General features: G+C 33.9%; 27 protein-coding genes. 18 read left to right on the top strand and 9 right to left on the bottom strand.

From position 1 onward, the window contains the following. Positions 1 to 58 precede the first annotated feature (58 nt). Together map and CAT7_RS03425 are read right to left on the bottom strand one after the other, a co-directional pair. Complete coding sequence (map, locus tag CAT7_RS03430; RefSeq protein ID WP_007722001.1) at positions 59 to 814, bottom strand: type I methionyl aminopeptidase; 756 nt, start codon at positions 812 to 814, stop codon at positions 59 to 61. Positions 815 to 965: 151 nt separating this feature from the next. Continuing rightward, on the bottom strand, positions 966 to 1,277 hold the full coding sequence (locus CAT7_RS03425) for a hypothetical protein (protein ID WP_007721999.1): 312 nt from the start codon (positions 1,275 to 1,277) through the stop codon (positions 966 to 968). A gap of 177 nt (positions 1,278 to 1,454) precedes the next feature. Here CAT7_RS03425 and CAT7_RS03420 point away from each other — a divergent pair, with 177 nt between their 5' ends. Then, positions 1,455 to 2,204 carry a sulfite exporter TauE/SafE family protein gene (locus CAT7_RS03420; RefSeq protein ID WP_007721997.1) on the top strand — a complete coding sequence of 250 codons (750 nt, stop codon included), beginning with the start codon at positions 1,455 to 1,457 and terminating at the stop codon, positions 2,202 to 2,204. Positions 2,205 to 2,315: 111 nt separating this feature from the next. Here CAT7_RS03420 and CAT7_RS03415 read toward each other — a convergent pair whose 3' ends face one another. Beyond that, on the bottom strand, positions 2,316 to 2,591 hold the full coding sequence (locus tag CAT7_RS03415; protein ID WP_007721996.1) for a hypothetical protein: 276 nt from the start codon (positions 2,589 to 2,591) through the stop codon (positions 2,316 to 2,318). Between the two features lie 204 nt (positions 2,592 to 2,795). Further along, positions 2,796 to 3,137, bottom strand: a complete 342-nt coding sequence (locus tag CAT7_RS03410) for a winged helix-turn-helix transcriptional regulator (protein ID WP_007721994.1) — start codon at positions 3,135 to 3,137, stop codon at positions 2,796 to 2,798. A 129-nt stretch (positions 3,138 to 3,266) separates the two neighbouring features. Here CAT7_RS03410 and CAT7_RS03405 point away from each other — a divergent pair, with 129 nt between their 5' ends. The 9 genes from CAT7_RS03405 (at position 3,267) to CAT7_RS03365 (ending at position 10,839) form a co-directional block, all read left to right on the top strand. After that, a complete protein-coding gene (locus tag CAT7_RS03405) occupies positions 3,267 to 4,382 on the top strand; it encodes an S-(hydroxymethyl)glutathione dehydrogenase/class III alcohol dehydrogenase (protein ID WP_007721992.1) in 1,116 nt (371 codons plus the stop codon). 4 nt (positions 4,383 to 4,386) lie between these two features. Then, positions 4,387 to 5,220, top strand: coding sequence for an S-formylglutathione hydrolase (gene fghA / locus CAT7_RS03400; protein WP_007721989.1), 834 nt, complete (start codon positions 4,387 to 4,389; stop codon positions 5,218 to 5,220). Between the two features lie 257 nt (positions 5,221 to 5,477). Next, positions 5,478 to 6,911, top strand: a complete 1,434-nt coding sequence (locus CAT7_RS03395; protein ID WP_007721987.1) for a SulP family inorganic anion transporter — start codon at positions 5,478 to 5,480, stop codon at positions 6,909 to 6,911. 223 nt (positions 6,912 to 7,134) lie between these two features. Further along, positions 7,135 to 7,548 carry an RrF2 family transcriptional regulator gene (locus CAT7_RS03390; protein ID WP_007721985.1) on the top strand — a complete coding sequence of 138 codons (414 nt, stop codon included), beginning with the start codon at positions 7,135 to 7,137 and terminating at the stop codon, positions 7,546 to 7,548. A 69-nt stretch (positions 7,549 to 7,617) separates the two neighbouring features. Then, complete coding sequence (locus CAT7_RS03385; protein ID WP_007721983.1) at positions 7,618 to 8,520, top strand: NAD(P)/FAD-dependent oxidoreductase; 903 nt, start codon at positions 7,618 to 7,620, stop codon at positions 8,518 to 8,520. A gap of 33 nt (positions 8,521 to 8,553) precedes the next feature. Further along, positions 8,554 to 9,180 carry a class I SAM-dependent methyltransferase gene (locus CAT7_RS03380; protein WP_007721982.1) on the top strand — a complete coding sequence of 209 codons (627 nt, stop codon included), beginning with the start codon at positions 8,554 to 8,556 and terminating at the stop codon, positions 9,178 to 9,180. 383 nt (positions 9,181 to 9,563) lie between these two features. Then, on the top strand, positions 9,564 to 9,938 hold the full coding sequence (locus CAT7_RS03375; protein ID WP_007721980.1) for a hypothetical protein: 375 nt from the start codon (positions 9,564 to 9,566) through the stop codon (positions 9,936 to 9,938). A gap of 67 nt (positions 9,939 to 10,005) precedes the next feature. Further along, positions 10,006 to 10,263 carry a hypothetical protein gene (locus CAT7_RS03370; RefSeq protein WP_007721978.1) on the top strand — a complete coding sequence of 86 codons (258 nt, stop codon included), beginning with the start codon at positions 10,006 to 10,008 and terminating at the stop codon, positions 10,261 to 10,263. Positions 10,264 to 10,434: 171 nt separating this feature from the next. Next, positions 10,435 to 10,839 (top strand): cupin domain-containing protein, encoded by a 405-nt coding sequence (locus tag CAT7_RS03365; RefSeq protein ID WP_007721977.1) that lies wholly within the window; start codon positions 10,435 to 10,437, stop codon positions 10,837 to 10,839. A gap of 88 nt (positions 10,840 to 10,927) precedes the next feature. Here the strand turns inward: CAT7_RS03365 and CAT7_RS03360 are convergent, their stop codons facing one another. Genes CAT7_RS03360 through CAT7_RS03345 form a run of 4 tightly spaced genes read right to left on the bottom strand, consistent with a single transcriptional unit; the run spans position 10,928 to position 14,029 of the window. Further along, positions 10,928 to 11,371: a lipocalin-like domain-containing protein gene (locus CAT7_RS03360; RefSeq protein ID WP_007721975.1), complete on the bottom strand. Its 444-nt coding sequence runs from the start codon at positions 11,369 to 11,371 to the stop codon at positions 10,928 to 10,930. A 43-nt stretch (positions 11,372 to 11,414) separates the two neighbouring features. Beyond that, positions 11,415 to 12,020, bottom strand: coding sequence for an alpha/beta hydrolase (locus tag CAT7_RS03355; RefSeq protein ID WP_007721974.1), 606 nt, complete (start codon positions 12,018 to 12,020; stop codon positions 11,415 to 11,417). 43 nt (positions 12,021 to 12,063) lie between these two features. Beyond that, a complete protein-coding gene (locus CAT7_RS03350; protein WP_007721973.1) occupies positions 12,064 to 13,056 on the bottom strand; it encodes a ring-cleaving dioxygenase in 993 nt (330 codons plus the stop codon). 37 nt (positions 13,057 to 13,093) lie between these two features. Next, on the bottom strand, positions 13,094 to 14,029 hold the full coding sequence (locus CAT7_RS03345) for a ring-cleaving dioxygenase (protein WP_007721972.1): 936 nt from the start codon (positions 14,027 to 14,029) through the stop codon (positions 13,094 to 13,096). A 354-nt stretch (positions 14,030 to 14,383) separates the two neighbouring features. Between CAT7_RS03345 and CAT7_RS03340 the strand changes: the two genes are divergently transcribed. The 6 genes from CAT7_RS03340 (at position 14,384) to CAT7_RS03315 (ending at position 18,345) form a co-directional block, all read left to right on the top strand. Then, positions 14,384 to 15,034 carry an NADPH-dependent FMN reductase gene (locus tag CAT7_RS03340; RefSeq protein ID WP_007721971.1) on the top strand — a complete coding sequence of 217 codons (651 nt, stop codon included), beginning with the start codon at positions 14,384 to 14,386 and terminating at the stop codon, positions 15,032 to 15,034. A 276-nt stretch (positions 15,035 to 15,310) separates the two neighbouring features. Then, positions 15,311 to 16,087: a DUF2785 domain-containing protein gene (locus tag CAT7_RS03335; protein ID WP_007721970.1), complete on the top strand. Its 777-nt coding sequence runs from the start codon at positions 15,311 to 15,313 to the stop codon at positions 16,085 to 16,087. Between the two features lie 59 nt (positions 16,088 to 16,146). Continuing rightward, positions 16,147 to 16,386, top strand: a complete 240-nt coding sequence (locus CAT7_RS03330) for a hypothetical protein (RefSeq protein ID WP_007721969.1) — start codon at positions 16,147 to 16,149, stop codon at positions 16,384 to 16,386. Positions 16,387 to 16,517: 131 nt separating this feature from the next. Further along, positions 16,518 to 17,120, top strand: coding sequence for a histidine phosphatase family protein (locus CAT7_RS03325; RefSeq protein WP_007721968.1), 603 nt, complete (start codon positions 16,518 to 16,520; stop codon positions 17,118 to 17,120). A 26-nt stretch (positions 17,121 to 17,146) separates the two neighbouring features. After that, a complete protein-coding gene (locus CAT7_RS03320; protein ID WP_007721967.1) occupies positions 17,147 to 17,605 on the top strand; it encodes an NUDIX hydrolase in 459 nt (152 codons plus the stop codon). Between the two features lie 125 nt (positions 17,606 to 17,730). After that, positions 17,731 to 18,345 (top strand): HAD-IA family hydrolase, encoded by a 615-nt coding sequence (locus CAT7_RS03315; RefSeq protein WP_007721966.1) that lies wholly within the window; start codon positions 17,731 to 17,733, stop codon positions 18,343 to 18,345. 171 nt (positions 18,346 to 18,516) lie between these two features. Here CAT7_RS03315 and CAT7_RS03310 read toward each other — a convergent pair whose 3' ends face one another. Next, complete coding sequence (locus tag CAT7_RS03310) at positions 18,517 to 19,395, bottom strand: coiled-coil domain-containing protein (RefSeq protein WP_007721965.1); 879 nt, start codon at positions 19,393 to 19,395, stop codon at positions 18,517 to 18,519. Positions 19,396 to 19,624: 229 nt separating this feature from the next. Here CAT7_RS03310 and CAT7_RS03305 point away from each other — a divergent pair, with 229 nt between their 5' ends. Both CAT7_RS03305 and chvE read left to right on the top strand, forming a co-directional pair. Next, the gene (locus CAT7_RS03305) at positions 19,625 to 20,509 is read left to right on the top strand and encodes an SDR family oxidoreductase (protein WP_007721963.1); all 885 of its coding nucleotides are present in this window, start codon (positions 19,625 to 19,627) and stop codon (positions 20,507 to 20,509) included. 381 nt (positions 20,510 to 20,890) lie between these two features. Next, positions 20,891 to 21,973, top strand: coding sequence for a multiple monosaccharide ABC transporter substrate-binding protein (gene chvE, locus CAT7_RS03300; protein WP_442852115.1), 1,083 nt, complete (start codon positions 20,891 to 20,893; stop codon positions 21,971 to 21,973). The last annotated feature ends 31 nt before the right edge of the window (positions 21,974 to 22,004 follow it).

Genomic DNA, 22,004 nt, shown 5'->3' with positions numbered 1-22,004 from the left:
AAATCATTAATGACTAAAAAAGATGTGCCCTATAACTTCCTGGGGCACATCTTTTTTTCTATTGATCTGTTTGAGAAGTTAAAATACGTGGACCATCTTTTGTAATGACCAATGTATGTTCGAACTGGCAACTTAAACCACCGTCTTTTGTTCGAGCAGTCCATCCATTAGCATCCATTTTTGATTTCCATGATCCAGTGTTTACCATGGGCTCAACAGTGATAACCATGCCTTCTTTTAAGCGTAGTCCTTTACCTGGTTGTCCATAGGCAGGAACGTCAGGAGATTCATGTAATGTTGGTCCAACGCCATGGCCTAAAAAGTCTCGAACGACTGATAAATTTTCGCTTTCAACGTAACTTTGAATCGCGTGACCAATATCGCCTATCCGGTTTCCAACTTTTGCCTGTTCAATACCTTTATACATAGCTTTTAGAGTAACTTCCATTAAATGATCTTTCTCAGGATTTGATTCTCCAACTACGTAACTCCAACAAGAATCTGATAAAGCACCTTTCAAATTAATGACAGTATCAACTTTGATCAAATCTCCATTTTTGAGGACTTCTTTTCTTGGAAAACCATGGCAAATCTCATCATTTATACTAATACATGTTGCATATTCGTATCCTTCAAATCCAATTTGTTCAGGTGTTGCATCATTATCCAAGATGAATTTATGAGCGAATTCTTCAATATCCCAGCTCGTTATGCCAGGTTTGATAAAATCGCGTAAAGCGATATGCATGTTCGCTAATACTGTTCCAGATTCATCCATAGCATCAATTTCGCGTTGTGATTTTAATGTAATCAAGTAAGTTCCTCTTTTCTGTATAATTAAATCGATACTTAATAATATAGTTTTTCTAGTGAAATATAAAGATAGAACTAATAACACTTTTAGTAGCTTAGATAGATGGATTACAGTCATTGCCATAGTGATTGTATTTTATTCAAAGTAATGACTAATTTTCATCCATTTTGTCATAAATTTCATAAGCAAAGTATCCAAATAACAAGCCTACTGCAGATCCCAAACTTATCGTAGATAGTAAGGGAATTGAGAAAATTATGCTAATAAGTATAGCAACAATACAACCAAGTATCATTCCAAACGGTATTAAACTATCTAATAAACTTTGAGCACTTTTTGATTTTTTCTTACCTAGCGTACCTCTAGTATGTTTGGATTTCATTCTCATAACTACAAAGACTGCGATTCCACCCACTATTAAAATAGGCAGCAAGATGCGTGCAATTTCTAAAGCCGAGTCCATATTGGGAATCTCCTCTCTGTTTCTTTCTTTTTAGTGTAACACATACATAAAATTAGATGAAATCATGTATTATAAAATAAAAAAATTGGATATAAGTCTTAACCTTGTAAAATAATGTGTATCTGATACATTAGAAATAAGGTTAAAAGAGTGCTTTGAAAAAGGAGTTTTTTTGTAATGAGTGTTACGCTTATTTTACTGGTAATAGGTATTGTTTTTCTAGGTTCATTAATGCGTGCAGTATTTGGTTTTGGGGACTCCATTATTGGTATGCCCTTATTAGCTTTGCTACCAATTAGTTTGTCTACCTCTATTTCGTTAATTGGTTTAGTCGGTTTCACTGTGGCGGTGTTAACGGTTCTCTCAGGTTGGAAAAATATTGATCGACCTGTCTTAAAAGTACTTTCTATCTCAACGTTGTTGGGAATTCCTGTTGGTTTAGCATTGGTTAAGTTTGCGCCTAACGCAGTAATTACTTATGGATTAGGAATTTTTCTAGTAGTTTATGGCATTTATTCATTAATTAAACCAAAATTATTTCAATCAAAATCACGTCTGTGGTTGAATAAACCTATTTGGTCTATCCCGTTTGGTTTTGCTGCTGGGATGGTTGGAAGTGCTTATAATATGAACGGTGTACCAATTGTTGTTTATGGTACATTGCGTGATTGGAAACCAGAAATATTTAGAAAGACACTACAAGCTCATTTTTTGGTGTCTAGTTCATTAATTATTATTGGCCAGTTTATGGGAGGGTTTTGGTCTAAAGAACTATTTGTATTATATGGATTTTCTCTTCCGGCAATTGGAATAGCCATGTTAGTAGGAACATTTATCCATGGGCGAATCCCAAGTTATAAATTTGAACGCTATGTCTTTGTCGTTGTTATACTCTTAGGTATTATGTTATTGGTCAACCCTAATTAAACATTAGCTATCGAAATCAACTTATTTTATTAACAAAAAAAGCTAGCGTATATTTAGTAGACATTAAGTTTTGTAAAATGAATAACTAAAAGCAACCGTATAATTTAATTATTAAGCAAAATCATAAGTTCGACCTTCAAACTGCATATAATCTAAATTTTTCAGCTCAAAGGTACGATTACCTATTGTTATAGGTTCATTTGAATCGTCCTCAAATAAGCTATCTAATAAGTGAAATGCCTGTATTATCTCTGATTTTGAGGCAGAAAATTCAATATCTGGTTTTCCATAATACTTTACGATAACTGGCCACAAATAATCTTGAGTATCTTCGTTATATTCTGGAAAGTCATTAATTGGTGGAGCAGGTAATTTTTCATTATCCATATAGATTTACCTCCTTTGCTAGTATGGTTGATTAAGTAATATTTTAGCATGTACTTCAATAAAAAATTTGATAATCGTTAATCAGATGAAAAGTGTATGATACGAGTTATCGTGTGTAAGTTTATAAACTGAAAAGAATAGACAATTTTTGGAAGTATTATCAAAAAAAAGCTTTATTTGAGATTATAGGTTCAAAATACTAGCTTAATTCGAGTTTAATGACTGCTGAAAAAGATCTCCCCAATCACAAATAGCCGTTACAACTGGTTCTAGGCTTAAACCAATATCGGTTAATACATAATCAACTTTTGGAGGGACTACCGGATAAATGGTTCGGTGAATGATGTTATCTTCTTCCAGTTCTCTTAATTGCCGAATCAATGTTCTTTGGTTGATATCTGGAAACTGTCTCTGAAACTCACTCAGACGTAAGGGAGATTTATGCAGTAATGCCCAGATAATCGCAATTTTCCAGCGCCCACCAATAACGGAGAGAGCTAAATCTTTACTTGTATAAAATTCTTTATCTTTATACGTGATCAACATAATCAACTTCTTTCTCAATAATTAGTTTGAAAATTCATAGTGACAAAAATATCAGTATTAACTTCTTGATCATTGTACAATACAATGGGTATACTAGAAAGAATAGTTTTAAAAGAAAGAAGGAAAAGTATGAAAAGTAAAGCAGCAGTCGCATTTGGCCCGAATGAGCCACTTAAAATCGTTGAAATTGATGTAGAAGAACCCAAAGAAAATGAAGTATTAGTAAAAATATTATACACTTCTGTCTGTCATACAGATGCATTTACGTTATCAGGAGAAGATCCAGAAGGAATTTTCCCAGCTGTTTTAGGACATGAAGGAGCGGGCGTAGTTGTATCCGTGGGTAAAGGAGTAACTTCTGTAAAATCAGGGGATCATGTCATTCCTTTATATACACCAGAATGTGGGAAATGTGAGTTCTGTCTTTCTGGTAAAACCAATTTATGTAGTGCGGTTCGTGAGACTCAAGGAAAAGGTTTAATGCCTGACGGAACGACTAGATTTTCATATAATGGAGAACCTATCTACCATTACATGGGAACGAGCACCTTTAGTGAATATACGGTAGTCAATGAAATCAATTTAGTAAAAGTGGATGAAGATGCACCTTTAGACAAAGTTTGTTTGTTTGGTTGTGGGGTCACTACTGGTCTTGGAGCTGTTAAGCATACGGCAAAAGTCGAAGAAGATGCTGTCACAGCAGTATTTGGATTAGGAGCAATTGGCTTAGCAGTTATTCAAGGACTAAAAAAAGCAAATGCAAAACGTATTATTGCTGTCGATTTAAATCCTGATAAATGGGAATTAGCTAAAAAAATGGGAGCAACTGATTTTGTTAATCCCGCTGATTATGATCGACCAATCCAAGAAGTTATTGTAGAAATGACAAATGGTGGCGTAGATTACAGTTTTGAATGTATTGGTAACGTAGAAGTAATGAAATCAGCACTTGAAGCCTGTCACAAAGGATGGGGTGAAAGTATTATTATTGGTGTTGCTGGTGCTGGTAAAGAAATTCACACACGTCCGTTCCAATTAGTAACGGGTCGTGTATGGCGCGGATCAGCATTTGGCGGAGTAAAAGGACGCACGGAGTTGCCAGGAATGGTTCAAGATTTTATGGATGGTGAAATTGATTTAGATTCGTTTATTACGCATCACTTAGCATTCAAAGATATTAACGAAGCGTTTGATTTATTGCACAAAGGTGAATCAATTCGCACTATTTTAACGTATGAGGAGTGATTAAATGGTTGTCGAACAACTTGAAATGCATCTCTCTTTTCAAGGAGAGCAACGCAAATACCGTCATTTTTCCAAAGTGTTAAATTGTGAAATGATGTTTAGCCTTTACTTGCCGCCCTTATTTGAAGAAAAGGAACTATCCCTAATCTGGTGGTTATCAGGATTGACTTGTACAGATGATAATTTTAGTCAAAAAAGCGGCTTTCAAAAAGCTGCTGCAGATCAGACAGTAGCCGTGATCATTCCAGATACCTCTCCAAGAGGAGATAAGGTACCGGATGATGAAGGATGGGATTTAGGGAAAGGCGCAAGCTTCTACCTAAATGCAACACAAGATCCTTGGGCTAAAAATTATCAAATGTACACGTATTTAACAGAAGAATTGCCCCAAATAGTTTATAGTCTGATTCCACATTTTTCGGGAAAAGAAAGTATCATGGGACATTCAATGGGAGGACATGGAGCAATCATGATGGGTTTGAAAGAAACGGATCGCTTTGCTTCCATTTCAGCCTTTGCCCCAATTTTGAATCCTACTCAAGTACCCTGGGGTAAAAAAGCATTCACAGCTTATTTAGGTTCAGATGAATCTTCATGGCAAGAATGGGATTCAACAAGTTTGATTGAGCAAATAGATAAAGTTCCTCCTATCTTAATCACGCAAGGTACAGCTGATAATTTTTACGATGTGCAATTGCAAGAAAAAGAATTTTTAAATGCTATAGGAAATAAGCCGGTAGTTTATAAATTGGAAAATGGCTACGATCATAGTTACTTTACCATCGCAACATTTATAGAAGAACACATCCAATTTCATGTGAATGAATTGAAAAAATAATAAATGGTTTCAAAGATTGCTATTAATGATGAATCTAACATGAAATAACAGCAAACACCTTCGAGTTGGTATAGTCAAAATACTACTAAATCGAAGGTGTTTTTTGAATGCAAAAAAGTACGCAGTAGTAAATTTAATTAGACTAATTCGGTTCTTTATACCCAAATTGTTCTCAATATAAATTTTTATTTACTCCTCTATATGTTAATATAATTTGATGTGAGTTTTTTTAAAAGTATTTGAAAAGGAAGGTATTCATGCAAAAGTATAAAAATGAATGGTTTGGTAATATCAAAGGAGATATTCTAGCGGGAATTGTCGTTTGTTTAGCTTTATTCCCCGAAGTCATCGGCTTCATGCTGGTTGCTGGTGTGGAACCCATTGTTGGAGTCTATGCCACATTCTTCATTACGGCTACTGCCGCATTCTTTGGAGGACGAACAGGGCTGATTTCAGCAGCTGCAGGATCAGTTGCATTAGTTTTGGCAAATTTAGTTGCTGAGTACGGTGTAGAGTATCTTTTTGCTGCGACTATTTTAGCCGGAATCATACAAGTTGTGCTAGGTTTATTTAAAATAGGGAAATTAATGCGCTATATTCCCAAGCCTGTTATGCTTGGATTTGTGAACGGTTTAGGAATCATGATGTTCTTGTCTCAATTGGATCATTTCAAAGGCGGACCCATCTTACTAGTACTTGGGATTATTGGAATTGCTATTATCTTTTTGGCTCCCAAGCTAACGAAAAAAATTCCTGCACCCATTATATCAATTATAGTGGTTACGGCTCTTGTATTAGGGTTTGATCTTAATGCACAATTGTTAGGTGATTTAGGGACTATTTCAAGTGACTTGCCTAAGTTTGGTATTCCGAGTGTGCCAATGAATTTAGAAACAGTGAAAATTATTTTACCAACTTCACTTTCTGTAGCCATAGTCGGTTTAGTAGAATCCTTATTGACAGCACAATTAGTGGATGAATTAACAAACGAACCAAGTGATAAAAATCGTGAGTCTATGAGTCAAGGAATTGGAAATATGTTGTCTGGTTTCTTTGGTGGTATTGCGGGGTGTGGGATGATCGGTCAAACTATCATCAACCTTAATTATGGCGGAATCGGTCGTTTAGCGACTTTCTTGTCTGGTTTCTTCATGTTAATGTCTGTAGTATTATTTAATAAAGTAGTGGTGCAAATTCCTATAATTGCTTTGGCGGCGGTAATGGTAGTCGTTGCTTATGAAACTATTGACTGGAGATCCGTTAAACGATTAAATGTAATGCCCAAAAATGAAAGTTTTGTTATGATTTTAACCGTTGGAATTGTTTTAGTTACACATAATTTAGCCTATGGTGTAGTTGCCGGGACTCTAGTAAGTGCTATTTTTGCAGCATTTACAATGACACATTTCCAGGTAGAAAAAGGCACAGCACAAGATGAGTATCACTACAAGGCACATGGACATCTTTACTTCGCCTCTGCTGAAAAGTTTTTAGATTTTTTTGTACATGACTTTGACCATGAAGGAGAATTAATTATCGATGTCAGTGCGATGACTTTATGGGATTCAACGGCTGTTGAAGCTGTTGATAAATTAATCAGAAAAAATAAAGACTCTAATGTGACTTTTATCAATGCTAATAAACAAAGCAAAGAATTATTTAAGAAAAATACTACGCATAATAATGAATAAAATTAGAAATGAGGCCTCTATAAGGGGTCTTTTTTATATGCTGTTAATTAATCTGAAATTATATTTGTGGAGTAATGAAATTTATACGTAAAGTTTGTGTCATCATTGCTAAAGAATATAAATGTTCTTTTATCTCAACTAAATTAATAGGTTGACTTTAAATCAAATTCACCGTATATTCAATTAAAGATAAAATGAATCTACAATTAAAAGGAAGATTACTATGAAATATTCAAAAGCTACAAACTATGCTTTGCATTCTATGGTCCATTTAGCAATGGAATCTAATAATGAAGCAGTAAGGGTAGAAGATCTAGCTAAACACCAAAGAATATCGCCCACTTATTTATCAAAAATACTAACAAAATTAGCAAAAGCTGGACTGATTACATCAACTCCTGGAGTGAAAGGCGGATATCGTTTATTACTTTCGCCAGAAAAGTGCACATTTCTTGATATCATTCAAGCGATAGAAGGACAAGAATCATTACTAAACTGTACGATGTCTCATGACGGCAAGTGGAATAGAGATTGCTTGATTGAACGTGCAGTAGCAGATGCAGAAGATAAGATGAAAGATGAACTTGCACATAAGACGATTGCTGGTATTTTAAATCAAATGCACGAAAGAAATTAGTAGTTAGCTAATTTTTATTTCAATTACAGATATTAAAGGTCTTTAATAGAGTTTATAGGAGGAGAAAAAATGATTGATGTTGTTGTAATCGGTGGAGGTCCTGCGGGAATGAGTGCTGCTTTAGTAGCCGGAAGAGGTAGAAAGCAAGTGCTACTTATTGATGAAGAAAAGCCAAGAAATGCTGTGACGCATGAATCTCATGCATTCTTAACTAGAGACGGTATCAAGCCGGAAGTTTTCAGAGAAAAGGGTAGAAGAGATTTACTTAAATATCCAACAATTTCTATAAAAAAAAGCAAAATTCTATCCATTGAAAAAGCGTTGGAAGACTCATTTGAATTAACTGCCGAGTCAGGTGAAGTAATCAATGCCAAAAGTGTCGTCTTAGCTACAGGAGTAACAGAGACGCTTCCAAATGTAAAAGGAATTGAAAACTATTATGGAAGCAGTATTTTCTCTTGTCCTTTCTGCGATGGATGGGAGATGAAAGATAGACCCCTGGTACTCATAGCAGAATCAGTTCAGGCTTTACATGTTATTAAATTGTTGAAAAATTGGACGGATGATTTGATTGTAGCAACTAACGGAAATGGAATCTTTGACGCTGACCAGAAGAGACTTTTGGAAGCAAATAATATTCGTCTGATAGAAGAACGGATTGTTGAATTAAAAGGCATAGACGGAGAACTTCAGAGTATCGTCTTCGAAAATGGAGAAGACATCAAAAGATCAGGTGGGTTCTGTACTACAGTACTGGATAATAAACTGCCATTTATTGAACAATTAGGTATAGAAGTCAACGAAGCAGGATTTATTATCACTGATGCCATGGGACATACGAATATAAAGGGGATTTATGCTGCAGGAGAAATAACAGGACCCTCTCAATTGATTGTTTCTGCCAGTCAAGGTCATATGGTGGGTATAGGAATTATCGCCGATTCTAGTGAAGAATCTTTTCAGAATATATAAATAGATTCATAAAAAAAGAACGGAGTGAAAATAATGGGACATATAGATCAATTTAATCAATCGGCAGCAAAGTATGATACACCAAAGAATAAATATATGGCTAAACGTGCTGCTGATGCTATACGTAATTTGTTAGATGAAAGTCATAAAAAGACAGCTATCGATTTTGGTTGCGGTACAGGGCTTGTAGGACTAGACTTGCTAGAAGATTTTGAATCTATGCTATTTGTAGATGCATCTACAAAAATGATTGAACAGGTAGAGCAAAAATTAGCAGATAGAGGTACAAAAAAAGCGACAGTACTATGCCTGGATATTGAAAAAGACGCTCAGCTTCCCTACAAAGTGGATACAATCATACTATCTCTCGTATTGCATCATATTCCAGATCGTCACCATCTATTATCAAAACTTTATGATACCTTAAATGAAGGTGGACAAGTGCTAATTATTGAAATGGAAAAACAAGAAAAAGGTTCAAACCACCATGAACATGGAATGGACAGGTCAGCATTAGCAACTAATTTATCGAAAATAGGCTATCAAAATATCTATTCAGATGTTTTCTATGATGCAAAAAATGAAAGCAATGGGCAAGAAGCATCAAGATTTGTCTTAAGTGCCAGAAAAATTAAACTCAGAGAGAAACAAGACTCCTAAGAATTGCTTATTTTAGGAGCTTTTTTATCAAAAATGAGAAAGTGATCTGTTATGTAATGGAATACGTAACTAGGACGTGTTTGAAAACTACTAAGACTCATTGCGTCTGCTCAAATAGAAGCTGACTTCAATTTGGTCGAATGAGGACTTATTGTGCATATTCAAATAGAAATTGGTTTTGAGTTAATCGAATAAAGACTCATTGCTTCTACTCAAACAGATAACGATTTTGATTCGGCCTATCTCAGCTATTTTTTCTCGTGATAAACTAGTTTTAATACACACCCTAAATGGATCTATTCATCATAAGCATAAGGTGGATAGCGCTTTCTTTTGTGATATACTAAGAATAAATAGGTAGAGAAGATAAAGGAGTGTTTAAAATGAGCGATCGGGACAAGTTAAATAAACACAACCAGCAGAATAATATTTCAAATTCTTTATATGCTAGAGTAAATGTTGGTCAAAATGCTGATAAAAACTCATTAGATGGTGCTGAGCCGTCACACACTGGTGGGAGTATGAATAATGACGATGAAAGAGTTAGCGATAATAGCACATTTACGCATACATTATTATTTTATATGATTGGATTTGTAGCATCTTCTATTGTGGGTTTTGGTCTTTTTAAGTTGTTTCAAGATTATTTTTATGGTGAAGGATTGAATCAAGCATTTCCGTCATTGGCATTATTTATAGGATCACTCATCATCGGGTTCTTTATTTCAGATTTTATTCTTAAAAAGGTAAAGCTGTGAGGAAAGATAGTCGTCTTATAAATAATCAATTAGTCGTTCAAATTTGGGAATAGGCGGAAGATACAGGATGAAAAAAAGTTCTTTACTAGTTTATCTACTGGTATTGCTTATATTAGTCGGTTGTTCAACGATGTCTGAAGAAAAAGCAGAAAAATTGATTGTGGAAGAATACAGCAATCATTTGGGTAAGGCTACTATTATTTCTACAGTAGAAAAAGATAATGAGTACTATATAGAATGGGAAAATGAAGAAGATAAATATAGTGGAACAAGTAAAGTTTCATTTGATGGAGAAATAACGATGATTGAAGCGGAAATTGAATAACGAGAGATAGTAGAATTTGTTCACCATTAGAAATGGAAAATAAACCTATTTTTACTCATGTTAGTAAGTCTCCTAAAGATGACTTTTTTATTTGGAAGCGCTACAATAAATGTGAAGTTCAGAATGCTATTTCATGAAACTGTTAGGAAAATTGTTAGGAGGAGGGGAAAAATGGAATATAAAGATAATGGTAAAAAGCCGTACATGGTTAATATTCAAGATGCGACTGCTCAAAATGATAATTTTCGTATCGCAATTTGGACAGGTGAAAAATTACAATTGACGGTGATGTCCATCGAACCAAACGATGAAGCGGGATTGGAAGTTCATGAAGGAATCGATCAGTTCATTCGAATTGAAGAGGGACAAGGCATCTGTAAAATGGGCTCAACCAAAGATAATCTAGATTTCGAGAGAGCTGTCACTAAAGGAGATGCTGTACTGGTACCAATGAATATGTGGCACAATATCATTAATACGGGCGGACAAGCTTTGAAATTGTATACAATCTATTCTGGACAAGAACACGAAGAAGGGACAATTCACCTTTCTCGTGAAGATGCTCCAAAAAAATAAAGAAATAAGCTAAATATGTTCGTTATAATTTAATACTAAAAAAGGATACACCTCTTTTAAACAATCAAAGGTGTATCCTTTTTAGCTGCTATAAACTATTTTTGCTATGGTCTGGGGCACGCTCCCAAACGATATAGGATGAAGTGGCGTTTGATGTAATAGTAATTTTGGTGCCATCCATAACAATCTTGCGGTCTTGCATTTTACCAAGTCGATTAGGAATCATACTCACTTCCATATGATGATAAAGTGTTTGATTCTCTTCATCAACTTCATATTGCCCCGAGTAAGCATGATAGCCATGTGCAGCTTTTGCCATTTCTTGAAGGGTTCCGTTGTGCAATCCTTCAAGCGTATACTCAGGTCGTTCTTGTGCCATCAATTGAGCGGACATATAGCCATCTTGTGTGTACATAAGAAATCCAGTAGCGTCTTTTCCTAAAGGGTAATAACGCTTTCCATCTGTATTTATGCGGGTATATTCAAGCAGTTTCCATGTTCCAATGACTTGTTCACGAAATGTCTTTTCCATCAAATACCTCCTTTTATGGATTATCTAATAGGATTAGCTGTGATTAGTAAGCTGTTTGATACCATTTAGCAGCAGCATCAACTTCACTATAGGTTAATTGATGTTGGTTGCTTTCCCAATGAATGTCAACTTTAGCATGGGCTTTTTCCAATAAGTCATATAACTCTTCCGATTCTTTTGAAGGGCAGATTGGATCATTTGTTCCTGCACTAATAAAGATAGGCGTATCCGTTAAATCGGGTAAAGCAATTCCTCTTCTAGGCACCATTGGATGGTGTAAAATGGCTCCAGATAAGGCGTTTTCGTAATGGAATAGCAGACTAGCTGCTATGTTTGCTCCATTTGAATATCCTAAAGCTAAGATATTTGTACGGTTAAATTCATATTGTTCAGCAGCTTCATCAAGAAATTCGTTTAATTCCTTAGTACGAAAAATTAAATCTTCTTCATCGAAGATTCCTTCAGCTAATCGGCGGAAAAAGCGGGACATGCCATTTTCTAGTATGTTTCCTCGAACGCTTAATACATTGGCACTTGGATCTATTTCTGCCGCAAGAGGGAGAAGATCACGTTCAGTGCCACCCGTTCCATGCAACAAAAGCAAAGTGGGTTTTGTTTGGTCGCTCCCTTTAATAAACAAATGCTTCATACTTTTTAGTCCTCCTTTATGACTTTCTAACTATTCAGGATATTTAAGCTAAATACTCTTTTTCGAATACTTTAGTACTGCGCACAGTATCAATTGGACGTACCAATGATTCAATTCGGGCACGATCATTTCTAAATGCGGGTGGCAAAGCTAACGTTTCTCCTAAATGGTCAATCGATTCCTCATCATCGATAAAACCAGGTTCGTCGGTAGCTAACTCAAACAAAATACCAGGATAGATATTTGTATAGGTTGATTCAAAGTAGAAACGATCTACGTATCCTGAGTTCGGTAAACCAAAGCTTTGCATGCGCTCAGTCCAAGAGTCCAGATTTTCACGATCTTTCGAACGGAAAGCTACATGATGTACACTCCCGTAACCTTGTCTTCCCCGTGGCAAAATTGTATTCGATTCAACGATAATCTGTGCGCCATTCCCGCCAAATTCGCCAACTTCAAATTGATGGTATTGTCCATCGACTGCAAGTTCTTTGAAGAAAAGAACCTTTTCAAGAACTTCTTTCATATAATCGAAGTTTGAGACTCTAAAAAAGATAGGGCCTAAACCTGTAATGGCAAATTCATCAGGAACGGGTCCTTTATGCCAAGGGTTACCAGAAGCCACTCCAGTATCCGTTTCATCTGAGATCAATTGATATTGCTGCTCATCAAAATCTTCAAATTGAAGTGTTTTAACGCCAAATAATTCTTTAATTTCACCATGGTTAACAGCATATTTAGCAAATCGTTTAACCCAATAATCTAATGCTGCATCATTTGGTACACGGAAAGAAGTTCTTGAAATCTCATCTGTTCCTTTTGTGCCTTTTGGGATATTTGGGAAATCAAAGAAAGTCATATCCGTTCCTGGACTGCCGCTTTCATCTGCAAAAAACAAGTGATACGTTTGAATGTCATCTTGGTTGATCGTTTTTTTGACTAAGCGAATACCTAAGATGTTTGTATAAAAATCGTATATTTTTTCTGCACTACTTGTTATAGCTGTAACATGGTGGATTCCTTCAAATGCTTTCATTTATTATTCCTCCAATTTGTTTTTTTTAGTGATAGGATTAATCCAATTCTTTTACTTCAATCGGAATAAGTGCGTTTGTTAGTTGATCTCGTGCACTTTCATATTGAATCGGTAATTTTAATTCTTGTCCCAAAGTTTCGTAAGATTCATCATGTGCAAATCCAGGAGTATCGGTTGCAATTTCAAATAAAATGTCGCCATATTCTCTAAAATAAATAGCGTTAAAATAGTTGCGATCTTTTATTTCGGTTACGCCATAGCCATTTTTATGGACATGAGCTTGCCACTCTACATGATCGGCTTCATCTTTTGCACGCCATGCAATATGGTGAACAGTTCCGACGCCTAAACTTCCAAGCGCTACTGTACTTTGTTTGACATCAATAATATTCCCGATATCCCCATAAGCTTGTAATCGAACGAGACCATCTTCCTCAGCAACTTTTTCTAATCCCATAGTTTCTTGTAGCGTTTCAATTGTTGAAGCAGGATCAGTTGAATACAATACAGCACCACCAAAACCTTTTATGGCTACTTCAGGGTTTACTTCTCCAAAAGACCAATTATTTAGTTGACCTGCTGCACGTTCGACCAATTCCAGTTGCAACCCATGGTAATCTTCAAATTGTAAATAAGTTTCATCAAAACGAGTTGTTTTTTCGAATGGAATTGCAAATTTTGCTAATCTGTTTTCCCAATAAGATAAAGTTCCAACTGGAATAGCATAAGTTGTTACACCAACTTGTCCGCCGCCAATTTTTCCTTGTGCAGCTCCAGCCCACGGGAAGAATGTAATAATAGTACCCGGTTTTCCGCCGTCATCGCCAAAGTATAAATGATACGTACCGGGGTCATCAAAATTAACGGTTTGTTTAATTAAACGCAACCCTAAAATTCCGGCATAAAAATCAATATTTTCTTGAGGATGGCCTACGATTGCTGTTATATGGTGAATTCCTGCTGTTTTTTTCATGTGAATCGCTCCTTTGTTAATAATTATATAGTTAATGCATAAAAAATACGTTGTTTTTAAATTACGAATTAATATATTACTGATTCGAGATAATTGTAATACGTTTAATTTGTTTTGTCAAATCAATAAGATTTCTAAAAAAAATTCTCGCTATCGTTTATTTATAGCCTACTATAGAAGAAAAAATACAAAACAAAGAATGATTTTGCTTACTTTTAGTAAAAATAATTAATTAAGAATAAATAGACTTGAAATAAAATATAAACTATGGCATACTTATAGATGTACTTACGAAATGTAAGTGTTAATTGGTGGGTGACCTTCAATTAAACAATCAGTAATGGAGGAAACGCATTGGCTAACAAATCGGTATTTACTCGAATGAGCGAAGCTTTATTCGGAAAGAAAAAACAAACAAATAAAATAGAAGAAAAGGGGAACAAAATTATGAAAATCGGTATTATCTCAGGAAGCGTACGTGAAGGAAGAAACTCAGCAGCAGTAACAGAATGGATCCACGAATTTGCATTAAACAGAAATGATGAAGGTGTCGAATATGAAATGGTTGCTTTAGCAGATTACGACTTACCATTATTGGGAGCAAAACTTCCTGAAGACCGCCAAGCAACAGCTGGCGCAGCTATTCAAGCATGGTCTGAAAAAATGGCTTCATTTGATGGATATGTGTTCATCACTCCTGAATACAATCATGCAGTAGGTGGAGCATTGAAAAATGCTACAGATTTCTTGAAACCAGAAGTTGCTAATAAAGCAGCTGCTTTAGTTGGATACGGCAGCCTAGGTGGCGCACGTGCTCACGAAAATATGCGTATTGTTTTAGCAGAATTAAGTGTTGCTACTGTTCGCACAACAACAAACTTCTCATTAATAGCAGATTTTGAAAATATGAGTGTTTTCAAACCAAATGACTACAATAAAGTTAATGCACAAGGCATGTTTGATGACTTATTATTATGGACTAAAGCTCTTAACACAATTAGATAAGACTAAAAAATGAATCCTATTCTATACCCATTTCGGGAATAGAATGGGATTTTTTTGCTTTTCAAAAAAAACTAAGTAACCCTAAACAACTTTTTCTAGAGCGATACTTGTTTTATTTAGTAACTTAGTTGAAAAATAGATTGTTCTTTTCAAGTAAGATTAATATACTTGAATTATTAGAAAAAAATAGTTTGAATTTAATTATTATGTAATCGTTTCTTGCTTTAAATGGATTGGAAATAAATAAAATAGGTACTATTTTTAAGGAGTTAAAGAATGCTAATTGAAAAGTTGGAAGAGAAAAATTACAGTAACATTGAGTTTCTTTTAAAAGAGATGTTAGTAAATATAGGCAATACTAACCCTTATATTAGAGACAAATTGATCTATAATGCTTTTTTAGAAATCATTACCAATAATTACTTAACGAATGTTCAATTAAAAAATTTATTTGAACAATTAGTTACTAATCAATATTTCTTATATAAAATAGGTTCTAAGAATAATGATACCGTTTATGTACGATCCTTTTCGGCACTAACACTAGGTATACTGATTAATAAAGATAAAAAAAAGTCTTTTCTAGAAAAAAATCATATTTCTTTTTGTTTAGATAAAACATGCTTTTTTCTTTTAAACGAACAAGATAGAAGAGGGTTTACTAATGAAAAGGGTTGGGCGCATTCCATTGCTCATTGTGCTGATCTATTAGATGAAATTGTTACTCATCCATTATTTGAACAAAATCTATATGAGAAAACTTTACAGTCTATATTATTTTGTGTGAATGATTCTTTTCTTTATGAAGATGATGAAATAGAAAGACTTTCCACTCCTAGTGCTGCATTGATAAACCGGTATGGATTATCTCAAGAATACCTTAATACATTAGATCGACTGATTAGTAACTTTTTATTAAAAAAAAGCTATAGTCATTTAGATACCCGAATAATGAGCAATGTGCGCAATTACGTAAGAGCTATTTATTTTAAAGTCGATTTAGAAGAAAATAAACTCATGCTGTTTAATCTTTTAAAGGAAATTACTACATAATAAAATACTTGAGAGGTATTAGAAAATAATGCCTCTAAAAAAGAGAGGACGCAAAATAGATGAGAAAAAAATTCGAAGTTACATACAAAGGGCAACAAATTACAGTAGAAAATGGTTGGTTTTCAGGTGAGAAACTTTATATAGATAATCAATTACAAGACGAAAATATAGGTTTAGGATTTAGAGCAAGACTACGAGGTGAATTAACTGGAAAGGAAGAAGTAAAAGTCTCAATTGGTGGTAACTTTAAAATCAATTGTAGAATATTTGTAGACAATCAATTGATTTATCCTATTTAATAGGCATTTCTTATATCTGCTTAAAGAGATATTAATTATGTAGAATTTAAAAATCATTGCTCAAAAAGTGGTTAATTACTTTAAACAGCATATAAATTATTTGATAGAATCAAAGTTTAGGAGGAACAGAATTGGGAGCTATTTATTTTGTTAGGCATGCTGAGTCAGATTTTAGAGTTCATGATGATTTTTCAAGACCACTAACCGAAGATGGTGTGAAAAATAGTTTATTGGTTACTAATTATTTAAAAGATAAAGATATTAATTACATTTATTCTAGTCCATACATAAGAGCTGTTGATACAATTAAAAGTTTAGCTGACGAACTTAATATTAGTATTGAATGCATTGATTCTTTTAAAGAACGTCGTATTTCTAATTGGATTGATGACTTTGATACCTTTAGTAAAAGACAATGGAAGGATTTTGACTATAAACTAGCTGATGGAGAATCTTTAAAAGAAGTTCAATTCAGAAATGTAACTGCGTTAATGGAACTAGTACAGTTACATCCTGAAACAAATTGTGTCATTGGTAGTCATGGAACGGCTCTAAGCACTATTATTAATTATTTTAATCCTTATTTTGGATTCGAGGACTTTTCGAAAATGAGAGAGCTAATGCCTTGGATTGTGAAATTTACATTCGATCATGAGAACTTTATAAATATGGAGTCCATAGATGTGTTTAAAAATAATGAAATTACCCCTATCCATTTGGGAAAAAAATGTTAATAAACAGATAATTAAGGGAGTGCTAGATGGACTATATACGCTGGATTAGAAGTTATGTTGGCAATCAAGAGATTATCTTGAATTTTTCAGGTGGAATCGTGACCAATCAGAATAATCAAATTCTATTGCAGTTACGAAGCGACAAAAAATTGTGGGGTTTACCGGGAGGAGCTATTGAGAAAGGTGAATCTGTTGAACGTGCAGCAATCAGAGAAGTTTTAGAAGAGACGGGATTACAAGTCAAAGTTACCGCGCTATTAGGTATTTATTCTAATTACTTCGATACTTATCCAAATGGAGACAAAGCTCAAACAATTACAACCATGTTTATTTTTGAAACTATTGAAGGAAGCCTAACTACCTATAATGCTGAAACATTAGACTTAAAATTCTATACTAGAGATAACTTGCCAGAAATTGCTAATCAACAGCATGAAGATGCAATAAAAGATTATTTTTCAGGAGAATTAGGATTTTATCGATAGTTTAATGCGCACTATTTTAGGTTGTATTCAAGAGAAGATTTTTAGAAATATATATTATGCAATAACTATGAGTATTTTAACAAAGATAATTTCATAAAAACTGTTGATTTGGAGTGGATTTAAGTATGTTTAGACACGTAATTTGGGATTTTGATGGAACGCTGTTTGATACTTATCCAGTAATGGCAAAAGTTTTTAAAGACTTACTGGAAAAAGAGAATATAGAAGAACCAATAGAAGAAATAATAAAAAAAATGCAAGTATCAATGGCATTTACTCTAAATTACTATAAAAAGAAATATAACATAAGTAGTGATTTTATAAAGGATTACCAAATTCAACGAAAGAGTAAAGAACTTTCGTTAGCCAGACCTTTCGCTGAAATTGAAAATATTTGCAACTATATCCATTCAACTAATAGAAAAAATTATTTATATACTCATAGAGGAGATTCGTCGGTAACCTTGTTAAAGAGCTATGGGTTGTATGATTATTTTTCTGACTTCATTACATTAGAGAATGGTTTTGAAAGAAAACCAAGTCCAGATGCGCTTAATTATCTGATAGATAAGCACTCAATCCAGCGCGAAGAAGCAATTATGATTGGAGATCGAGAGGTAGATTTGGTAGCTGCAAAAAATGCAGGAATCAGTGCTTGTTACTTTAATGAAAATAGTGAAGGAAACGATAATTCTGATTATATAATTGATAACTTTAAACAATTGTATGCTATTTTGTAAAAGAGATTTGGTTAATGTTTGTATAAAAGGCAAGTAGTATTGAAGCCGAAAAGTGACTGGATACCGTATGAACGATAGGAATGAAATTTCTTCTAAAATAAAAAAGCGTACTTACTTGTTAGAAATTAATCTAAAAGTAAATACGCTTTTTAGGTAGCTCTTTGCTGTGCTTTAAAATAAAGTTTCTGATTCTTTGATTTGTTTCTCTAGTTCTTGTCTATTTAGTTTAAGTTTACCTTGAAAGTCAATGATTGATCTACCAAGTGTTTCTAGCATATCAATATTGCGGCCAATTTTTGCTTTTGTATCCCAATCTGAAAAGAGATTATCAAAGAAAATATCGAAAGTTTTACCCATACCGCTAAATTTTTCATAGCTAAGATAAGTATCTAAAGAAAGGTCTTTTAGTTCTTTAGTGTAACTTTCTAATAGTTGTTCTAAGCGACTCATTTTAGTTTCAGCTTTATTAATTTTATCGTACTTCATCATATCAAATATAAGACTGCTGTCTGTAAACATATCCCAAGTTGAAAAAGAATCAGCAGAATCTAAATCCTTTAGCGCATCGTCAATTCCTTCCAATACTCTTTCTCCAGCAGCTGATGCTTCATCTAATTCAATTAATTCTTGATTTAATTGAGCCCGTTTTATTTCTTCGTCAGTAATCTTTTCGCGAAAATTAGGGTCTTGACGGTATAAAAAGTCTTTTAGTTGTTTAATTTGAGCGGTACTTTGTTCAACAGCGGCTTGAATAGCAGCTAAATCTTCTCTAGCTTCAAGCAATAAGGGCAAAGATAAATCTAATTCCATTTTAGCAGTAAGTTTTTCCTGCATTTCTTTGTCCAATTTTTTATCATAGTTTCCAACCAACCGTTTTAAAAAGGTAGATAAGGATTCTGCTTGCAACTTTTCAACATCTTCACTTTCTTTATCAAAAATTTCCTTTGCTAGTTCGTAGCGTTCGTTATTTTCTTCGTAGCGTATATTGGCAGAGGTTTCTTTTTTTAATAGAGTCTTTAATTTTGCTTGTAAAGCTTCGTATTCTTCCATTAATTAACCTGCTTTCTATGTATGTTTTTTTGAACTAATCACGTATTTGTTAAATCTATTATGTCTTAAAAAATGAGGAACCTCAATAGACAAAAGTGAGTTTATTATCTTTAAGTTATCTTTTTTTAAATCATAGGAATTAATGCGTATTACTGGAAAACGTTTTCCATGAACCGTTATACTTCTTATGTGTTAACCAATCTATTAAATCTTTTAGGAGGAATAGTATATGGTACAAGAAACGTATTTAATTACGGGTGCAGGTACAGGATTTGGAAAAGGGATTGCATTAGGTCTAGCGGAACAGGGGAAAAAAGTTATCGCTGGGGTTGAAACGATGTCGGAAGTGTCTGCTCTTATAAAAGAAGCAAAAGAAAACAACATTGAGATACAAGTTGAAAAATTAGACGTAACTGATCCTGCAGATAGAGAAAGAGCATGGAGCTGGGATATTGACGTATTATTGAATAATGCCGGAGTTTCAGAAGGTGGATCGTTGACAGATATACCAGAAAAACAATTGCGTAATCAATTTGAAGTAAATGTATTTGGACCAATCTTATTGACTCAAAAAATTGCCAAAGCAATGGTTAAGAAACAAAGGGGAAAAATCGTGTTTATGTCTTCTGTTTCTGGCTTGATGGCAGATCCATTTTCAGGACCTTATGGCGGATCAAAATTCACATTAGAAGCATTTGCTGAGTCTTTGAGTAAAGAACTTCAGGAGTTTAATGTACAAGTCGCAACTATTAACCCTGGACCTTACTTGACGGGCTTTAATGACCGCGAGTTCGAAGCTTGGAGAATTTGGAGAGATAATCCAGAAGAGCGTCTTTTCGACTATACACAACTAGCATTCCCGTATGAACAATTTGATCCGGAAGGGCTTATTAAAGAAGCTATTAAAGTAATGACTGGTGAAACGAATGAATATCGGAATGTCATTCCTAAGGCAATGGAGTCAATCGTTAAAAAAAGACAAAAAGAATTGTGGAATAAAAAGATCGATGAGAATCTAGGAGAACGACATGAAATGGTTCAGAAATCAATTGATATTGAACCAGCAACAACTCCAACAAAGGGCATTGTGAATAAAATAAAAGATAAACTATAGGAAGCAAAAAAAAGAATTGTCTTTGAGAGATAATTCTTTTTTTGTTGCTATAGTTGCCATTAAAGAAACCGTATCCAATTAAAATAAATTTATACGTACATAATAACAAAAAATGTTTACATGTACGTATAAGTGAGTTATACTATTTTTATGAAAGCGCTATTAAAATAAAAAACGAGGAGAATTAAGATGATATGATAAGCAATAAGAGTTGACTTGTTATATTTTTTAATGAATACGTTATAAAAATGACATCTAAAATAGAAGAGGTGGTAAATGGAGAAAAGCACTCTTTAAAGTAACTAATTTAGTAATGGCTTGAACTGATTAAATAGAATAAATGTTAAACAAAAAATTAGTGAGGAGAAATTAAAAATGACTATAAAAAATTTCAAAAAATTAGTTTTAACTTTCATCGGATTAATGTCAGTCGTACTATTAGCAGCATGTGGAGGTACTGAAGAAAAGGAATCAAAAGCATACATAGGTATTTCCATGCCTACACAGTCAGCAGAACGATGGATTGATGATGGAAATAACATGGTTACAGAATTAGAAGACTTAGGATATAAAACAGACTTGCAATATGCTGAAGACGTTGTAGGTAATCAAGTATCTCAAATTGAAAATATGATTACAAAAGGTGTAGATGTTCTTGTAATCGCTTCCGTTGATGGATCAGCATTAACAGATGTATTGCAAAAAGCTAAAGCTGAAGGTATTGAAGTTGTTGCTTATGATAGATTACTTATGAACAGTGAAAATGTAGATTACTACGCAACATTCGATAACTTTGGTGTTGGTGTGTTAGGTGCATCTTATATTGAAGATGCGTTAGGATTAAAAGATGGAAAAGGTCCTTTTAATATTGAATTATTTGGTGGATCACCAGATGATAATAATGCTGTCATTAACTTTGATGGAGTAATGTCTGTCTTTAAACCATACCTTGAAAATGGACAATTAGTTGTTCCAAGTGGACAAACTAAATTTAATCAAATTGCAACATTACGTTGGGACGGTGCAACTGCACAAGCACGTATGGATAATCTTTTAAGTGCTAATTATACTGATGCAACAATCGATGCCGTACTATCACCATATGATCCAATTAGTTTAGGAATTATTTCATCATTAAAAGGTGTAGGTTATGGTACAGATAGCAAACCATTACCTGTTATTACAGGACAAGATGCAAACTTACCAGCAATCAAATCAATGGTAGCCGGTGAACAAACTCAAACTATTTTTAAAGATACTAGAACACTAGCTTCTGTAACAATCGATATGATTGAATCTATTGTCAATGATAAAGAAGTAGAAGTTAATGATACAGAAACTTATGACAATGGAGTAAAAGTAGTACCTACTTTTACTGTAGAACCTGTTTCAGTAGATGTTAATAATTATAAAGAAGCTTTAATTGATAGTAAATATTACACAGAAGATGAAATTGGTAAATAATAACTAACTAATAACTAACATGTTATTCTGG

It is taken from the genome of Carnobacterium sp. AT7, from assembly GCF_000171855.1.
Taxonomy (GTDB): Bacteria; Bacillota; Bacilli; order Lactobacillales; family Carnobacteriaceae; genus Carnobacterium_B; species Carnobacterium_B jeotgali.
This window is presented reverse-complemented; position numbering and strand designations above follow the sequence as displayed.

What these genes read in the sequence shown, in the direction of transcription:
- CAT7_RS03310 (WP_007721965.1), bottom strand. Translation starts at nt 19,395, where the DNA reads ATGGAAGAATACGAAGCTTTACAAGCAAAATTAAAGACTCTATTAAAA.
- CAT7_RS03335 (WP_007721970.1), top strand. Translation starts at nt 15,311, where the DNA reads ATGCTAATTGAAAAGTTGGAAGAGAAAAATTACAGTAACATTGAGTTT.
- CAT7_RS03385 (WP_007721983.1), top strand. Translation starts at nt 7,618, where the DNA reads ATGATTGATGTTGTTGTAATCGGTGGAGGTCCTGCGGGAATGAGTGCT.
- CAT7_RS03365 (WP_007721977.1), top strand. Translation starts at nt 10,435, where the DNA reads ATGGAATATAAAGATAATGGTAAAAAGCCGTACATGGTTAATATTCAA.
- CAT7_RS03355 (WP_007721974.1), bottom strand. Translation starts at nt 12,020, where the DNA reads ATGAAGCATTTGTTTATTAAAGGGAGCGACCAAACAAAACCCACTTTG.
- CAT7_RS03395 (WP_007721987.1), top strand. Translation starts at nt 5,478, where the DNA reads ATGCAAAAGTATAAAAATGAATGGTTTGGTAATATCAAAGGAGATATT.
- CAT7_RS03375 (WP_007721980.1), top strand. Translation starts at nt 9,564, where the DNA reads ATGAGCGATCGGGACAAGTTAAATAAACACAACCAGCAGAATAATATT.
- CAT7_RS03380 (WP_007721982.1), top strand. Translation starts at nt 8,554, where the DNA reads ATGGGACATATAGATCAATTTAATCAATCGGCAGCAAAGTATGATACA.
- CAT7_RS03405 (WP_007721992.1), top strand. Translation starts at nt 3,267, where the DNA reads ATGAAAAGTAAAGCAGCAGTCGCATTTGGCCCGAATGAGCCACTTAAA.
- CAT7_RS03370 (WP_007721978.1), top strand. Translation starts at nt 10,006, where the DNA reads ATGAAAAAAAGTTCTTTACTAGTTTATCTACTGGTATTGCTTATATTA.
- CAT7_RS03420 (WP_007721997.1), top strand. Translation starts at nt 1,455, where the DNA reads ATGAGTGTTACGCTTATTTTACTGGTAATAGGTATTGTTTTTCTAGGT.
- CAT7_RS03320 (WP_007721967.1), top strand. Translation starts at nt 17,147, where the DNA reads ATGGACTATATACGCTGGATTAGAAGTTATGTTGGCAATCAAGAGATT.
- CAT7_RS03345 (WP_007721972.1), bottom strand. Translation starts at nt 14,029, where the DNA reads ATGAAAAAAACAGCAGGAATTCACCATATAACAGCAATCGTAGGCCAT.
- fghA (WP_007721989.1), top strand. Translation starts at nt 4,387, where the DNA reads ATGGTTGTCGAACAACTTGAAATGCATCTCTCTTTTCAAGGAGAGCAA.
- CAT7_RS03360 (WP_007721975.1), bottom strand. Translation starts at nt 11,371, where the DNA reads ATGGAAAAGACATTTCGTGAACAAGTCATTGGAACATGGAAACTGCTT.
- CAT7_RS03315 (WP_007721966.1), top strand. Translation starts at nt 17,731, where the DNA reads ATGTTTAGACACGTAATTTGGGATTTTGATGGAACGCTGTTTGATACT.
- CAT7_RS03415 (WP_007721996.1), bottom strand. Translation starts at nt 2,591, where the DNA reads ATGGATAATGAAAAATTACCTGCTCCACCAATTAATGACTTTCCAGAA.
- CAT7_RS03410 (WP_007721994.1), bottom strand. Translation starts at nt 3,137, where the DNA reads ATGTTGATCACGTATAAAGATAAAGAATTTTATACAAGTAAAGATTTA.
- CAT7_RS03305 (WP_007721963.1), top strand. Translation starts at nt 19,625, where the DNA reads ATGGTACAAGAAACGTATTTAATTACGGGTGCAGGTACAGGATTTGGA.
- CAT7_RS03390 (WP_007721985.1), top strand. Translation starts at nt 7,135, where the DNA reads ATGAAATATTCAAAAGCTACAAACTATGCTTTGCATTCTATGGTCCAT.
- CAT7_RS03330 (WP_007721969.1), top strand. Translation starts at nt 16,147, where the DNA reads ATGAGAAAAAAATTCGAAGTTACATACAAAGGGCAACAAATTACAGTA.
- CAT7_RS03425 (WP_007721999.1), bottom strand. Translation starts at nt 1,277, where the DNA reads ATGGACTCGGCTTTAGAAATTGCACGCATCTTGCTGCCTATTTTAATA.
- CAT7_RS03350 (WP_007721973.1), bottom strand. Translation starts at nt 13,056, where the DNA reads ATGAAAGCATTTGAAGGAATCCACCATGTTACAGCTATAACAAGTAGT.